The organism is Burkholderia sp. BCC1998 (assembly GCF_905339875.1).
Lineage (GTDB): Bacteria > Pseudomonadota > Gammaproteobacteria > Burkholderiales > Burkholderiaceae > Burkholderia.
In genome coordinates this window covers 1-15995 of the sequence record NZ_CAJPHE010000045.1, presented here as the reverse complement: position 1 = coordinate 15995, position 15995 = coordinate 1, and the positions used below count along the sequence as shown (strand labels likewise).

Sequence of the window (15995 nt, the reverse complement as noted above, 5' to 3'; positions counted from 1 at the left end):
CGATGGAAATGTGCGGTGTGCCTAGCGTGGGTTGCAGCTCGTGCTGAAAGACAACACGGCACCGGCGCAGACCGGGACAAGCTCGACCCCATCTTGGATGCCTGTGTTGCTGAGTACATCGACAACCTGAGCGAAGACGACCAAGTCGCATTCAAGGGCAAGGCCAAGGCATTCGTGCGCAGCTACGGCTTCCTTGCGGCGATCCTGACTTACGGCCATCCGGCGTGGGAAAAGCTGGCCATCCGTGAACCCGTGAAAAGAATCGTCAACTTCAGAGCCTCGAATAAACTGCAAATAAAAATCTGCAGCTTCGATTAGTACGTATGCCTCCCAAAATCTCAGCTTATGGCTCCTGCTACATGTCGGGTGTCGTAAATGTTGAAAAGTCGCCCCATTGAATTTATGGGAGTTTTTCACTAACTCTGTCACGGCGCTCCGAGCTTTTTGACGCGAATAGTGAAAAAACTCGGCAGCCATGCCACAAAAGGTGAAAATTTTTGCGGGTGGGCCGCAGAGGCCCGCAGGACAAGGCTCTGCGCGCGCGGGCTGAGCGTTGACCTGATAGGCATGAATCGCACAAGCATCGCGAGCGGCGGACAATCTGCGAGGGTGGGACGCCGCGTCCCGTGAGCCGGTTCCAACTGACCCCGACCCCAAACACGGCTGGCCCCACTTCGATTCCTCTGTGGAGCACGGCCATGAAATCGGATCGGATCTGTGCTGCCTGCGGCACACCCTTCACTCCGCTCATACATATCCCGCATCAACGCTTCTGCTCGGCCAAGGCGTGCCAGCGTGCTCGCCGGCGTGCATGGCAGCACCAGCGCATGCGAGTCGATCCCGACTATCGTGAGAATCAGATCCGCGCCCAGGCCAGCTGGCGGGCCCGACATCCTGACTACTGGCGGCACTACCGCGAGACGCACCCGGCCTATCGCGATCGCAATTGCGCGATGCAGCGACGACGAAATGCGCGGCGCACTGCTAGTGCTGTTGCAAACATGGACGTGTGGCCGGCCCATCGCCCGCTGGCATCTGGGTTTTATATCCTGCGCAACGCGGTTGAGGCCGGTGTTGCAAAGATGAACGCGTGGACGGTGCACATCGCCGTGCTATCTGAGCCGAGGCCGGCTCCGGCATGATTGCAAAGAGATGACGTGTACGACAAGGGTCTATGGCCTGCTACCTTGGCTGTGTGCTCGCTCGCATTCGACGTCATTGCAAGGCGCGACGCGTTCGCCGATACAAATCCCCAGTTGATGTCGGGGATGGCGCAGCGAGGGGCGGTTGCCAGTGGGAGCTGGATCGTGGACCTCGATTGCACATGCGAATCCGTTGACGAGCAGGCCTGCAGAATGCGGGCTGCTGAATACGTTCGGATGTCGACGGAGCACCAGCAATACTCGACGGAGAATCAGCGTGATCGCATTCGCGACTACGCTGCTCGTCGCGATCTCGAGATCGTCCGGACCTACGCCGACGAGGGTAAAAGTGGTTTGCGAATCGATGGGCGCCAAGCGCTGCAGCAACTGATCCGAGACGTGGAAACCGGCGTGGCCGATTTCCAGGTGATCCTCGTCTACGACGTAAGCCGCTGGGGACGATTCCAGGATGCAGACGAAAGTGCCTATTACGAGTACATCTGCCGGCGCGCAGGCATCCAGGTCGCCTATTGTGCCGAACAGTTCGAGAACGACGGCTCGCCAGTTTCGACGATCGTCAAAGGTGTGAAGCGTGCGATGGCCGGTGAGTACAGCCGCGAGTTGTCAGCGAAGGTCTTCGCTGGCCAGTGTCGGTTGATCGAGCTCGGTTTCCGGCAAGGCGGACCTGCAGGCTATGCGTTACGCCGGATCCTCGTGGACGAACATGGCCTCATGAAGGGGGAATTGCAACGCGGCCAACACAAGTGCCTGCAGACGGACCGCGTCATTCTGATGCCAGGCCCGGACAGCGAGGTGCGTATCGTCAACCTCATCTACAGCTGGTTCATCAATGAGTCACTCAATGAACACGAGATCGCCGCACGCCTGAACGGTATGAACGTTCAGACGGACCTTGGGCGTCCCTGGACTCGGGCAACCATTCGGGAGGTGCTGACCAACGAGAAGTACATCGGCAACAACGTCTACAACCGTGTGTCGTTCAAGCTGAAGAAATCGAGGGTCACGAATCCGTCGGAGATGTGGATACGCAAGGAGGGTGCGTTCGAATCCATCGTGCCGAGCGAAACGTTCTATACAGCGCAGGGCATCATGCGGGCGCGCGCCCGGCGCTATTCCAGTGAGGAGCTTATCGAGCGTCTGCGAAACCTGTATCGAAGCCGAGGCTTTCTATCGGGCGTCGTGATCGACGAAACGGAGGGCATGCCGTCCACCTCGGTGTATGTGTACCGCTTCGGTAGCTTGATTCGCGCGTATCAGACGGTTGGCTTCACGCCCGGTCGTGACTATCGTTATATCGAAACGAATCGCTTCATTCGGCAACTGCACCCAGAGATCGTTGCCGAGACCGAAAAGAAGATCGCGGATCTCGGCGGATCGGTATCGCGTGATCCGGCGACGGACCTGCTGACCGTGAATCGGGAGTTCACTGCCTGCATCGTGCTGTCACGATGTCAGGTGCGCAGCAGCGGTCGTAACCGCTGGAAGGTCCGGTTCGACACGAGCCTGCTGCCGGATATCACCGTCGCAGTCAGGTTGGACCAGAGCAACTCGACGGCGCTCGACTACTACCTGCTGCCGCACATCGATTTTTGGCAGCCTCGTATCAGCCTCGCGGACTGGAATCCGATCGAGTTCGAGAGCTATCGCTTTGACACGCTGGACTACTTATACGGTATGGCACAGCGTGCTCGGCTGAGGAGACGAGCATGACTCAGCGTGAACAGCCCGGCGAGGTTCGGATGATCCCCATCAGCCAGATCGAGGTGATCAATCCTCGCGAGCGCAATGGTCGAGTTTTCGACGAAATCGTCACCAACATCAAGACGATTGGCCTGAAGAAACCCATCCTGGTCACGCCACGGGCAACGGCAAGTGGCGTGGAGAAGTATCTGCTCGTGTGTGGCGAGGGGCGGCTGAAGGCATTCCGATCGCTAGGCGAAACGACGATACCAGCGCTGGTCGTCAGCGTGAGCGACGAAGACGCGTTCATCATGAGCCTGACGGAGAACATTGCGAGACGACAGTGCCGACCGCTCGAGTTGCTCGCGGGCATACGTGAACTGCAGGAACGCGGATACGCCCCGAAGGTGATTGCCGAGAAGACGGGCCTCACGCAGCACTACGTGCAGGGGATCTTGACGCTGCTGCATCAGGGTGAAGAACGCCTTGTGATCGCCGTCGAGAAAGGCCGAATTCCGCTGAACGCGGCGCTTTCGATCGTCGGTGCCGGCGACGACGATGAGGCGATCCAGGCGGCACTGCAGGAGGCATATGAATCGGGAAGATTGCGCGGGCGCCAGCTGATGGACGCTCGGCGCGTCATCGAGCGCAGGAAAGCGCTCGGCCGCACGGCGAATCGAAACATGACGCGCAAGGTGATGGACGTGACCACATCGAGCCTCGTCCGAACGTATCAGCATGAAGTTGAGCGACAGAAAACGATGGTGCGCAAGGCAGAGTTTACGCAGCAGCGGTTGCTGTTCATTGTCGGCGCCCTTAGGCAGCTATTTGGCGACGAGAACTTCGTCAATCTGCTGCGCGCCGAGGAACTGGCGACTCTACCGAAGTATCTGGCGGAACGTGTATGGCCGAGCGGGAGTCCAGCATGACCGGCGTAGCACTTGGTTTCATTCCGGAACCGCTCTCTGTTCCGATCACGAGCATCCTGCCATCACGGCGCACGCCTGCCGGCATGATGAACTCGCGAAAGTTCAAGCAGATCAGAAGCTCCATCGAAGAGGTGGGCTTGATCGAGCCGCTTTCGGTGACGCCGGTCGATCAGGCATCGGGCAACCATGTTCTGCTTGATGGACATCTCCGCTTGATCGCGTTGCAGGAGCTCCAGTTCAACACCGTGTCATGCCTAGTTGCGACGGACGATGAGAGCTACACGTATAACAACCGCGTCAATCGACTATCGACCATCCAGGAGCACTTCATGATTCGTCGAGCCGTTGAACGAGGTGTATCTCCGGAGCGACTCGCAAAGGCCTTGTCGGTAGATGTGTCGCAGATCATCAAGAGGATGGCATTGCTGGATGGGATTTGCGCTGAAGCGACTGAGCTCCTGAAGGATCGGCAGTTTTCGCCGGAGCTAGCACGAGCTCTACGCAAGATGAAACCGACGCGGCAGGTCGAGTGCGTCGAGCTGATGGTGGCAGCGAACAACCTGTCCGTGTCGTATGCGGAAGCGTTGCTCGTTGCTACACCGGCCTCTCGACTGGTTGAAGGGAAGAAACCGAGGAAACTTGCCGGTGTGAGTCCAGAGCAGATGGCGAAGATGGAGCGGGAGATGAGCAATCTGCAGGGACAGTACAAGGTGGTCGAGCAGACTTATGGACAGGACGTCCTCAACCTCGTGCTCGCAAAAGGCTACCTAGCGAGGTTGCTTGAGAACAAGCCGGTGCGCCAGTACCTGCAAGCCCAACAGTCGGACTTGCTATGCGAACTCCAGTCTGTCGTGGACATGATCGCTCTGGAGCAGCCAGTGCTCGAAGGCGTAAGTTAGGTGATGTTCAGAAAGAGTATTTCTACTGCGCGTATCCGGTTATCGCGTTGAAGTGACTGATTCAATAGCGTACACTTTTCGTCAAGGATGGTAGATAGAGTCCGGACTTGAGAGTCGAGAATAAATAAATCAAGCTTATAAACGGGGTGAAAATTGGCGACGGGAGTTCAATATTGGCCAGTCGGGGGCACTGAGCAGCATCTTGCGTTGACAGCGACAGATATTGCTGCTCATTTGATCGCCGATTGGATTCCGGGGTTACCCACTGTGTCTCCTCTGAGCCTACTCGGATGGCCTGGATACCTTCTTGTTCCTATGAAGATGGGAGCGGATTCATATTTGACGATGCATCAGGTTGCAGCTGGATGCGAACGGCAGTGGAAGGGAGTGATGTCCTGGATGTTGGGCGTTGCCTGTAGTCGCAGAGTTTTACAAGCTGAAGGATATCAATGGGTGGCTCCCGCGAGTGCTTTCTATCCTAACGTAAACACACCCGTTAGCATTCCTCGTTGGCATCCTCACTACCCGCCATCGAGACTTGAGATCGATAGGCGTTCAACGTCGTCAAGCAAGCTACGTCCGGACTACATTGCAATCCGCCCTGTGTCTGGTTCAACTGCGATCGAGTGGGCTCTTGCGGAATCGAAAGGAACACGTGCACCGGTTGGCGGTATGGCCTGTCCTGCATCTTGGGCGGCACAAGTTCGCAGCGTCAACGTCAAGATTCGCGGAAGGCGCGTGCCGATAGCTAGACACTTAGTGATTGCGACACGCGTTAATCCAAATGCAGTACTTGAGAAGACACGGCGTCTTCAAGTTAAAGCATGGAATTCGTCGATTTCAGCACCGACGGATGATCTAGAGCTGGCAAAGATCGAAGTAATTGCAGCGTCGCTGTTCGGAATTTGCCGCAATCTCGATCTCATTGATAACGCGAATGCGATCGCTCAGGCGACACGTATACGCCAACAAGGTTATGCGACAGATGCAGACAGAATGTCTCTCGGCAGGTTGATCGACGTAGCGGGCCGAGAATTCAAAGATAGAGGTATCAATTCGACGGATGATGGAGCTGATCTCAGTATTTCAATGAGATACCGAGAGGATAATTTCTCGAATCTGCATGTAAAGATCGAGCGCGCAACGTTGAAGATGATGGAGCTTATGCAAAAGCTTGTGACGCCGGTTGAAGAGATCAGGTCGCAGATCGGCGATTTTGATCGAGAGATATTCGGTTGGTATGAAAATCAACGGAAGCAACGTACTGAAACGAGAACGGTGCTTCCTGAGGGAATCGTGGTGCAATTGGGATAGGCGGTGATTGATCGAATTTCTGATGGCACATGCCTGCTGGAGGGCGACAAAGGAAATTTTTTAATTTAATTTGTCGCCATGATATTTTGATCGGCGAAATTGATCGCAAGTTAACTCACGATCGTTTTGAGATGGCGTGGTTGCATGGGATTACTTCCTCAAGAGTCGGGAGAATAGCCTTTCGTTCGTCCGTGTTTAAAAGGCGTATCGGCCGCGATTGCGTGCTTGAATTATTTTTTGAGCCCCAAATGCTCGTAAAAACATATGCTTCCGATTGATCTGGGCCAACAAATACAATTTTTCTCAATGGACCGGAGGCAGAGTCTTCTCCAGTGCATGCCTTCTCATCCAGCATATCGAACTCCCATGCCAATTTTGAGATCGCCAGTGTTTCAATGTCTGACATTCCAATTGCGCTTTGAGCGCCGTACGAGAGGCAGGTTGTAAAAAGAGCGGCTGTTGCGGTCGCGGCGGCAATGACGCGTACCTTTACAGGAGTTCTCTTGTTCTTGAGTTCAAATAATCCAAAAAGTGGAAAGATAAGGGCTTGAAGTGCTAGGAGGAACAGTGCCGTCCAAAGTGACAAAATACCAATTGATGACATGAATACACCAGCACTATAGGCAATGGGGAGGTGCATTGATGCTCCAAGGAAGTGCGTAGACATCCGACTGGTTGCATCAGAGTGCCCAATCCATATTAATATTGCCAACCCTGTCCATCGAATCCAAACGCAGAACGGACAATTCAGTGCTTCGACTAGAGCGTCTCTTCTGCAAAAATGAACCGCGAGTGCTGCTAACGGCAGCATGCTCATTGCGATCAGTTCAATCATTGCATTGAAGATATCAGTTTCTTTGTAATATAGAGAAAATAGTTTAAGGGCGGATGCAAAGAGGGCCGTGTACAGTAGAACTACACGGGACATAGAGAACTCTTTCGCAATGGATTCGCTGAAGGCATCCATCTTCTGAACAAGATGGTTTCTCTCAATAAACAGCCGAATTCTCTTTCCGATAAAAATTGTACTGCGCATCATGCTGGTGACGATCCAGCTGTGTCTGATAAATTGTAAAAATTTTCCAAGTATCAGTATCGTTGAGATTGTGGCGCCTGGTGTGGCTAATATTAGGGCGGCGCCGATTATAATTTTGATGGCGTAGGTAATCATTTTATTTTCAATGAATTGCGTGTGAGAGCGTCGCCGGGCTGTTGATTCAAATAAAGTTTTCCCGAGATGCCGAGGGCGACTCCCAACTTTTGGCAAGCATACGTTGCGCGTGGGCGACATAGGCGAGCGGGCGATTCATCGAAGCCCGATTGCCTCGAATGCTGTTGATCGCTTGATAGGCGGCACCAGCGAGCGACAGCGCGGCACCTGCATACGCGGTCACGTTACCTGAGTCTGTTGCCTGAAGTGTCAGCCCGGCACCACATAATGGGACTAATGCGCCAAGGGCTACCGATCCGAACGACGGGCGCATAGCATCCTCGATTTCAGCGATATCGGATTTGCAGTTCCGCAAAAATGCTTCGTTAGCACCGATACGGTCGTCCGCATTCGGAAGCGTTGCAACATAGACACAATGCGCTTCGATCCGAGCGCGCAGAGGGGGGAGAAGATGGCCGTATTGACTCTTGAATCGCAGAAGTTTGTCCAACTGCACGGGGCCAGTTGGCGTTGGAAGTAGGTGCTGCAACACGACTTCTCGAGCTTTTTGGCGATGAAGGTCCCGTGCCGACGACCTAGGGCGAGCCAGTAACCCGGCGGCAAAAGTCATCTTGTTGGTCACGGGCGTCGCATTGACCTCAGGAATCGCCCCCAAGCACGCAGCCAGATAGGACATGAACATGTTCGCCGTAGTTGTCTCCACGTCGTACCACGGCCAGTCGACTTCCTTGGCGAGGCCAACCTCCACTAAGAAGCGAGGTATTTCACCAAGCTTCTCGGCATGAATCCGGGTGGACGTGTGTCGGGAGGGATATTCTGGGGTGCGCGGGCGGAGCCACTTCAGCCGGTGTTCGATCAATGTGATGAAGCTGTCATCGAAGCGCTCTAAACGACGAATGTACGCAGCAGGTATTACTGGTTCCACAAGGCCTTCGCTGAGTAACTCCCGCATGAAACCGTTCATCTGTTCGGGACGGCGCATATGGTCCATCGGAACAATGGATGATAGCTTGTCCCAATACAAGAGCGACTTCACTGTCCACGCGTCGTCAGGAAGCATGATGTAGGGAAAATAGAGTGCGTTGGCGCGCATGTGGTTTTTGTGATCTATAGTTGCGTCGATTTGCGACAAGGTGGTATGTCTTGCGACTAGCGCAAGCCGATAGCACGCTCTATCGCTTCTTGGCGGGCCTGGAGAATCTGCCGTCGCTCCGCTTCGGAATCAACCGCAAATTGAAGCAGATATTCGAAGGGATCGATGCCCAAACTTTTTGCAACTTCCCCCAAGGCCGTGGCAGCTTCAATTCGACGGAGTTCGTCAAGGTCAGCATCGATGATATCGGCAACTTCTTGAGATAACTTGTCAACACGTGCCCTGGCCGCGGGAAATTGCGACAAGAACCGTTCGTAGCCGACGGCGATTTGTTGAGCTGATAGCGATGGTGAACTCATAGGTGTACGTTCAGTGTCGAAGAGGTATTCCGAGAAAGATTCGATTCCGGTTGACATAGTGCATCGAGACGCTGGAGCACGAAACAGTCAAGGCCAGTTCAAGAGAGCCTGTCTAACATATGCTCAAGTGCATGTCTGCAATGTGGCGTGCTCCGTACGGGGTTGACACATCTATTCCGGCTCGAGTTAATGAGAATGTCCCGGGGAAACGGTAGGTCGATTGTATCCATGGGCGTCTTCATTCAGTTTTCACGATAGCAGATTGCGCCAAAGACGAACATAAAAGCGGCCGTTGCCACTAGCCCGGGAAAGACATGGGTTCCATGGATGGCCGGCCACTTACCAATCAAGAGGACTAACGTTGCTGCCGAACAGTGAGTCAAGATCGAAGACACTTCGTCCGACATCTTGCCCGAGAAGCGGGCGGCCCATTGCTCCATCTTCATTGGACGTCCTCTGCCTAAACGACGACTTAATTTAATGCAGAAATAAAGGACAATGATGAAAATTGTGTCGACCAGGATTGCTGCAAAGCCGATCAGAAAGACGGCCGTTATGTCGACCGGTTGGTCGGTGCCAATGTTTCCTACTACGAGGAACGGGGAGGTAAAACTGCGTCCGAACTCGTTGAACGCACTGATGAACAGTGAGCTTCTCAACAGAACTGCGACGGCGGTCCATATTACAAAAACCTGCGGCACCCTCCTCTTCATGAACTGACTGACTCTCGAGAGAGTAACGAAGTTCTTCATCATCTGCCGCCCGTCGATTATCTGCCACTCGTCTTTTTTGGGTTTTGTGCTGTTCATTTTGGTTGATCCCCGATTCGTATGGATTTCTGCATCGTGCACCTAGCAAGAGCTTTATTGTCAGTGTTCTGGACGTGAATCGAACGGACATCACATACTTTTGTGCTTCCTCAAGGAGTAAATTATCAGCATATCAAGCGTCATGGCTGTTGGTACTTGTTGATCGAACACGCCACGGCGATCCAAGGGCATCGGGTGCGCCACTCAGGGAAGGCGACCACAATATGACCATCGCGTACGACGGCACGACCGGTTTCCGGGTCATCTAGAATTTCCGCCCGCACGTCGCCATCCTCGATATTGATTTATCTGGCATGAACGGCTACGTCCGCATTCGCGTCCACCGTGGGGGGGCGCTCCGGTGATATTTTCAGAGCCGCTCAGGTGGATGACCTGAGCCGTGTTGCGAGTACATCAACTGCGAGCGGAGGGTCCGAGCGATGAACCATCGCGTGACAGTTGGCGCACAAAGGGATCAAATCCTTAATCGGATCGATGACATACGAAGCGCCGATCGAACTCAGCGGCCGAAGATGATGCACGTGAATGTAGCCGCGTCCGATGTCGCCGTAGACTGCCTCGAAGTCAAAGCCGCAAGCAGTACACCGATACCCGTGGAAGGCTAGGCAGGCCTTGCGCGCAACGGGATTACGCTCGTAAGCGTTCACAGTCACACGCTTCATCGCACCTTCACGGATCGTGGGCGGTACGGTGGCCTCCTCGTCTGTCGGAATTTCCTCGGCCAATGTGCCTTCACCTCCATGGGCGGCGTTCATAAAACGCCAGCGCACTCGAGCGGGTATATCGTCCGATACAGATATTGCGCGTCCCAGACCGGCGTACGTAAAGTTGTCGCGATCATTCTGGCGCCAGAAAATGTGAACTTCCGAGTCAGGCGCAGTCATTTTGGCAATCATCGGCTGAGTTCGGTGACTCCTGGTTTTGCCACTCCAAACCAACTCATCACCCTCGAAGCGGTTGCCGTAATCGTGCCCAGTCCGGCCCGGCGCTCCAACGCCGCAGAAGACGAGATAGGTTCCATCATGTTGGACATATCCCGTGAGCCAACTTCCGCCGCTCGGCAGATCGGGAAGTCCAACTGCCTGCGCGATATCACGACGGCTATAGCTGCCTCCCACATCGAACTGAAATTTCATAGATTCTTGTTCCCCGGACACGCCTCAGTTTGGTGTCATGCTACCGCACAGGCGTTCCGGTGACCTCCGGTGCTTTGCGATGTGTGCAACTGGTGTTTGAAAGGTGCAATCCGGCACAGATGCTTTTCGGGGCGCCTTTGGACACAAGATGGAGCCGAAACGAAAGTCAGCCGGAATCGTAGGGCAGTAGTCTCACCGTTGATCAAACGGACGTCGGCAAAGGCCCAAACCGTACCCGTCGCTATGGACTCAATGTCGTTTGCGATGATCCGTTAACTATATATACATAGACGGTCACCAAAAGCCTCGAACAATAACGACAAGAGGAGAAACAGATGAACGAAGCATTCAAGTCTGCCGGCACGGGGTTGCCGATGTGGACGTCGAAGGAAGACAAGCGCGGCCTTGATCCGCTGGGCATGCAGACCACCAGCATCGCCCTTTATCAGGAACTGCTTCCGGGCATTAGCAACGTGACGTTACGCATGCGTTATTACGGATTCTATGCGTGGCTCGCGCAAAACTACGCTGAACGGATCGGGGAGACGTCGGTGGAGCGCTGGTGCATTTGTCTGCGGCGTGCTGAAGCGCTGTACGCTCTCATCGCGGCGATGGCGAACAGCGAGCGTGGCGTGGCAGGCGTTATCTGGGCGAGCAACAAGTTGGCGCAAACCGCGTCGGGAGATCTGGTGTTTCATCCGAACACAGATCGGGGCAGCCATCCGCAGTATCTGAAGCAGAAGTTCGGTGCCTTTGGTGCGGCTTATGGCTCGCAACTCATCGAAATCGGGGCGCTTGAGTACGTCGACGCGCATCAGGTGCCCGTACCGACAGCGGATGTCGGCGACCAGCTTGCGAAGTTGTTCAACGCGTCGGTCCGCGACGCCGCCGAAGTTTTCTGGCATGCCGCTCACGAGGGCACGGTCTCGCGGCAAGAGCTTGTAAAGCTGGCGATCATGCTGCCGTCGCGCATCGAAGCGGATAGCGAGGAATGCCGTTTGTACCAGGACTTGCTGTTCGCCAAGCTTCACCCGAAGCGGCCTGCAGCGCTCGTGCGCAGCCAGACCTTGCGCCTGATCCTGCGCGCGGCGCAGGCGAATGCCTCTGGCATCGACGTGGCGCAGGTGCGCTGGACGCTTTATGCCGGGCGAAACTCGGACGGCGAAGCATTCGATGACGTTCCCTCGACCGAGGACGAACGCTGTTTCGCTTGGAGCGTATATCACGCCAACGATCTCCTGCACCTCGCCTACGAGGCGATTCTCAGGTTCGTGCTCGATGTGCTTGCACTGACGCCCGCCGGCCTGCCACTGGAACACCTGGTCGCAAGAGTGGCCGAACGGCTGACTGACGCACTGGCGCACCATGAGGCTGGCACGTGGGACGTGCTCCTGACGAACATCCGGCTCGCCACCGACCCGTGGTCCGACAGCGATGCGCTTTCCGAATATCGGCTTCACAACGACGTGCTCGCCACCGGCGATTCGGACGAAACCGATGGCGATGCCATCGCCGCGCGGGCGGTCTTGCTGCTGGCGGTTCTGCACAAACGGTGGGAGGATCGGTTGGAGCGCGTCAGGCTGTGTTGCCCGATCGTCACGGAAGGCGAGTTCGTACAATCCATCGTGACTGAGCTGTCCGACCTGCGCGCGCATGCGCATCTCCCTCTGTCCGAACTGCTCATGCGGTTGGTCCGGTGCAGGATCGTCGAGCGGCACCTTTGGGTGGCGATTCAGAAGTTCCGTGGACAGGGCGATTACACTTTCCTGCTCGAATGCGATGACGGGCGCGTGCGGCTGCGTCAGGGTACGGGGCCGGTACTGACTAATCCGCGTCTGTCGTCCGCAATTACTTTTCTTAGAGATCTGCATCTATTGAACGACGCCGGTCCGACTACCGCCGGCCTTGAGGTACTCGCCGCATGAAGCTCTTCAACTCCTTTGCGGAAACTGGCTATCACACCACCATCGTGACGACCTTCGGCGTGGACTTCGCCGCCTACGAGTCGATCGCGCTGCCGCGCTTACGCGAGGCGGGCAGCAGTAACAATATTTTAGTCGCCGATGCGCGGATGGTCGCGCAGGCCATGGAAGGCGGCCTCCAGCGACCGCGGTTCGCTGGCCGCCGCTATTCGGTTGTCGGCATTCAGCCGGCTGGCGTCTTTCATCCGAAGCTAATCCTTCAGCTCGGGAATGCGTCGGGACGGCTGATGGTCAGTTCCGCGAACATGACCGCGGCAGGCCTCGCGGGCAATCTCGAGGTCATCGGAGAGGTCAGGATCGATGAAGCCGATCCGTCTGCCGTGCCGATCCTGCGCGCCGCACTCGACTACCTTGAGCGTTTGCTGCCTGACGTGTCGGTGGCGCGGCGTCAACTGGATTGGGCTTTGAAGCGGACGCGCTGGCTGGCGGAGGCAAAGCCTGGTGACGGCACCGTGATGTTCGACGACGGTGGCGTGCTGGCATTTTTCGCCAGCGGCGGGAGGCGCGGCATCGGCGCGCGCTTCATCGAGCGGATCGGTGCGCGACGGGTCACTCGTTTCATTGCGGTCAGCCCTTACTGGGACGCGGACCTCGGCACGCTCGATCGCTTCAGGCATGAACTTACGCCTGCTAGGACGGCAGTCCTGCTGCGCCCCAACACACGGCTCTTTCCCGTGCATCGATGGCCGAATGATGCGCACGTGAGCCTACACGACCTCAAGGACGTAAAGAGCGCAGGCTCCAGCCGCTTCGCGCACGCCAAGATTTTTATCGCCGAAACGGAGACGGCCGACTGCGTCCTGTTCGGCAGCGCCAATTGCACGACGGCTGCCCTAGGCGCGGAAGAAGGAGGCGGTGTCAATGAAGAAGCGTGCTTGTATCGCGAGACCGGGCCGGGCCGGGCGGCCGAGTTGCTCGGGCTGGAGAGTGCGCTGACCGATGCGACGGCCATTTCACCAGAGACGGTCGCTTCATACCAGCCCGTCGACGATATCCCGATGGCAGAGTTTCAACGCCGCCTGCCGGGACGCTTCGAACTCGTCGGCGACCGGCTGCACTGGTGGCCGCCAGCTGGGTTGGATGCAACCCACGCGGAAATCGCGCTGTTTGATAGCACCGGCGCGCGCCTGACGGTCAGCCTTGAGCGCGTTGGAAGCGGTGCCGAACGTTTTTGCTATCGATGCCGCGCCGAGGCAGTACCTCATTTCGCGCAAGTGAGCGCGGGCGGCTTCGAGTCGTCACTCGCTATCGTGGCCGTCGAGCAAGCCCTCAAGGAAGCGCAACGCCGCTTTAGGAGCCGTGCCGTCGATAACTCGCTCGCGTTACTGGACGACGAGGATGCCATCGAAGGGCTGTGGCTGCTTGAAGTGATTCAGAAACTCCAAGCGGCGGAGCGCGAGGCAGAGGCCACAGTCGGAGGCCGGGCATCCGGTCACGAAAGAGAGGAGCGCGACCGGCAGGGTGAAAAGGATGAAAGCGTTTCGCGCACGCTGAGTTACGAGCAGTTTATCGCTGGCCGCAGAAAGGCCGCTGACGGCGGAAACGATGCATTGGTCAGCCATCTGGCATCGTCGCATCAGGAGTCGGTGCGCGGGTTCCTGAATGCGCTCATCGGGCGCGGGAGGCTACCCGTTGAGACCGGCGACGAAGACGACGCGGCGGGCCAGAACTGGTCGCTTGGCGATGAGACGGCGAACGGCGACGGCGCGCTCGATACCGACGACCGGTTCGGCTCGGACGATCTGGTGTCGTCAATTAAAGTCGACGCCGCCGCGCAGCGTTTGCGACGTCAGCGCCAGTACGTCAACGATACGCAAAAGAGTCTCATCGAAGCCGTTGAAAACTTCATCGAACTGCTCCAGAGCGAGGCCTCGAAGCGCGATCTAGATGTGGTGGACCTACTGCGTTTGCGTGCGCTGCTCGTCGTGGTGTTGGGCGCCGGCAGCCGGAAATCCAACTTGATGCCCGGGGATACCAATGCGAAGGTGTCGCGGCAGCAAGTGCTGCCGAGTGCGGGCGATGCAAGCTGGCAGCGACGTGTCACCCGGCTGCTCTACGAGCTGTTCCGCACGAGGAGCAGCGGACAGCCATTGATTGCGCGGGTTGGCGTAGATCCCGGGCTCGGCGGCGGTCTGCCTGAGGATGTGCTCGAGTGCTGGGCGACGTGCTTCTGGGCCCTGTGCGCGATGCGCGTTTTTGTTAGTGAAGAGGGAGCCCCGGTACAGAACGGGCACAGTGAGAATCGATTGGCCGCGGCTCTGTATCGCTTCGCCTCTCTGCTGCCCGAAGAAGCACTTGGCGATGCAGTGAGGGAGGTCTTCGCAGGCATGTCCCGTCGTTACGGAGCGCGCCTCGGTGTAAACGAAGCGGCGGTGCTCGAGGAGCATACCCGCCTTTGTACGCGCGCGCGGGAGATGACTCAATCTGCGTGATGACCAAGGGCGCCAGCGAGAATTGCGCGCCCGCGACACTTCAGTATTGCTTCAGCTGGGCGAAGACCTACGAAGACTAAGTGCGGTCGCCTAGAATGTTATTGGGTACCAGCCCAAGTGGTGATGGCGTAATCTCGATCCGTTTCTGTGAAGTTGAGTCTAGCCATGAGCAAGAGGACAACGATATTCCTCGACATCGATGGAGTCCTACATCCAAATTCTGTGGGCGAGCTCGAATATGGGCCCAAAGGGCCGGTGGTGGTCGGACAGGGAGTTTGTTCACTGCAGACCAAGCTTGCTGAACGGGTCAGCGGGAAAGCGGTCGACATCGCAATCCACAGCACCTGGATCTATATGTTCGACCTCAAGCGCTTGCAAGATGAGTATCTGCGTGAGCTGAGCGCAGCTACCAAAATTTATCTTACGAACCGGCGTATCGAGAGCCGCTCACTACGGATAACGGACTATATGCGAAGGCGTCGACTGACGTTAGCCGATGTCCTGATTCTGGACGACGCCCCCAAGGAATTTGCGTCCGCACCGGAACTGCAATCCCGCCTCGTCGTATGCGATCCAGCCCGCGGGATAGACGATCCTGCTGTACTTCAACGGATTGATGAGTTTGTCTCCCAGTTGATCATCGGTCGGAGTTCGACTTCGTAGGATGCGTAGACGATGTCCCGTCTTGCATCGCGTAACGCAGAGCGCGGGCATCGTGTAGCGCATGGTGTCGACCGCTGAACCGTTTGTAGTACGACGCCAACCGGACCTGGTCGGCCTGATCACGTACGAGCAGCCCCTGCCAGCCACTCGGCACACCATCGAGGATATCTACAAGAAGATCCCAGTCTCCTGCGAAGTCCATGCAGAAGATGCCGCCCTTGAATGGGCGCAGCCAGTCGTGAAGGGCCAGCTGGAGATCTTGGCGAGAGAACACGCGGTCCGGAAATTGACCTAGTTGCGGCAACACAGCTTCCTGGACAAATGCACTGCAGGCGCGTCGATCG

At 56.6% G+C, this 15995-nt stretch carries 15 protein-coding genes; 9 read left to right on the top strand and 6 right to left on the bottom strand.

Annotated features, from left to right (window positions below; translation table 11 throughout):
* The 6 genes from U5A56_RS36235 to U5A56_RS36210 all read left to right on the top strand — a co-directional run.
* Nucleotides 1–318, top strand: a 318-nt coding sequence (locus tag U5A56_RS36235) for a hypothetical protein (RefSeq protein WP_321927286.1), incomplete at its 5' end; no start/stop codon positions are given.
* 380 nt (nt 319–698) lie between these two features.
* Nucleotides 699–1142: a hypothetical protein gene (locus U5A56_RS36230; RefSeq protein ID WP_321927284.1), complete on the top strand. Its 444-nt coding sequence runs from the start codon at nt 699–701 to the stop codon at nt 1140–1142.
* A gap of 117 nt (nt 1143–1259) precedes the next feature.
* Nucleotides 1260–2873, top strand: a complete 1614-nt coding sequence (locus U5A56_RS36225) for a recombinase family protein (protein WP_321927288.1) — start codon at nt 1260–1262, stop codon at nt 2871–2873.
* The gene (locus U5A56_RS36220; RefSeq protein ID WP_321927282.1) at nt 2870–3772 is read left to right on the top strand and encodes a ParB/RepB/Spo0J family partition protein; all 903 of its coding nucleotides are present in this window, start codon (nt 2870–2872) and stop codon (nt 3770–3772) included. Before U5A56_RS36225 ends, U5A56_RS36220 begins: the two co-directional genes overlap by 4 nt.
* Nucleotides 3769–4671: a plasmid partitioning protein RepB C-terminal domain-containing protein gene (locus U5A56_RS36215; protein WP_321927281.1), complete on the top strand. Its 903-nt coding sequence runs from the start codon at nt 3769–3771 to the stop codon at nt 4669–4671. Before U5A56_RS36220 ends, U5A56_RS36215 begins: the two co-directional genes overlap by 4 nt.
* A gap of 603 nt (nt 4672–5274) precedes the next feature.
* A complete protein-coding gene (locus U5A56_RS36210) occupies nt 5275–5985 on the top strand; it encodes a hypothetical protein (protein ID WP_321927280.1) in 711 nt (236 codons plus the stop codon).
* 115 nt (nt 5986–6100) lie between these two features.
* Here U5A56_RS36210 and U5A56_RS36205 read toward each other — a convergent pair whose 3' ends face one another.
* The 5 genes from U5A56_RS36205 to U5A56_RS36185 form a co-directional block, all read right to left on the bottom strand.
* A complete protein-coding gene (locus U5A56_RS36205; protein WP_321927278.1) occupies nt 6101–7156 on the bottom strand; it encodes a hypothetical protein in 1056 nt (351 codons plus the stop codon).
* Between the two features lie 46 nt (nt 7157–7202).
* Nucleotides 7203–8288 carry a DUF6236 family protein gene (locus tag U5A56_RS36200; RefSeq protein ID WP_321927275.1) on the bottom strand — a complete coding sequence of 362 codons (1086 nt, stop codon included), beginning with the start codon at nt 8286–8288 and terminating at the stop codon, nt 7203–7205.
* A 17-nt stretch (nt 8289–8305) separates the two neighbouring features.
* The gene (locus U5A56_RS36195; protein ID WP_321927274.1) at nt 8306–8665 is read right to left on the bottom strand and encodes a DUF6388 family protein; all 360 of its coding nucleotides are present in this window, start codon (nt 8663–8665) and stop codon (nt 8306–8308) included.
* 185 nt (nt 8666–8850) lie between these two features.
* Nucleotides 8851–9417 (bottom strand): hypothetical protein, encoded by a 567-nt coding sequence (locus U5A56_RS36190; RefSeq protein ID WP_321927272.1) that lies wholly within the window; start codon nt 9415–9417, stop codon nt 8851–8853.
* Nucleotides 9418–9797: 380 nt separating this feature from the next.
* Nucleotides 9798–10574, bottom strand: a complete 777-nt coding sequence (locus U5A56_RS36185; protein ID WP_321927271.1) for an HNH endonuclease — start codon at nt 10572–10574, stop codon at nt 9798–9800.
* 335 nt (nt 10575–10909) lie between these two features.
* Here U5A56_RS36185 and U5A56_RS36180 point away from each other — a divergent pair, with 335 nt between their 5' ends.
* The 3 genes from U5A56_RS36180 (at nt 10910) to U5A56_RS36170 (ending at nt 15651) form a co-directional block, all read left to right on the top strand.
* Entirely contained in the window at nt 10910–12499 is a 1590-nt protein-coding gene (locus U5A56_RS36180; protein ID WP_321927269.1) for a hypothetical protein, read from the top strand.
* Nucleotides 12496–14988 carry a hypothetical protein gene (locus U5A56_RS36175; protein ID WP_321927267.1) on the top strand — a complete coding sequence of 831 codons (2493 nt, stop codon included), beginning with the start codon at nt 12496–12498 and terminating at the stop codon, nt 14986–14988. The genes U5A56_RS36180 and U5A56_RS36175 overlap by 4 nt, the downstream gene beginning before the upstream one ends.
* Nucleotides 14989–15153: 165 nt before the next feature.
* Nucleotides 15154–15651: an HAD domain-containing protein gene (locus U5A56_RS36170; protein WP_321927265.1), complete on the top strand. Its 498-nt coding sequence runs from the start codon at nt 15154–15156 to the stop codon at nt 15649–15651.
* On the opposite strand, the gene U5A56_RS36165 is transcribed toward U5A56_RS36170, so the two are convergent.
* Nucleotides 15626–15995: hypothetical protein (locus U5A56_RS36165; protein WP_321927263.1), on the bottom strand; the 370-nt coding region annotated here is incomplete at its 5' end. The two genes, U5A56_RS36170 and U5A56_RS36165, sit on opposite strands and share 26 nt — an antisense overlap.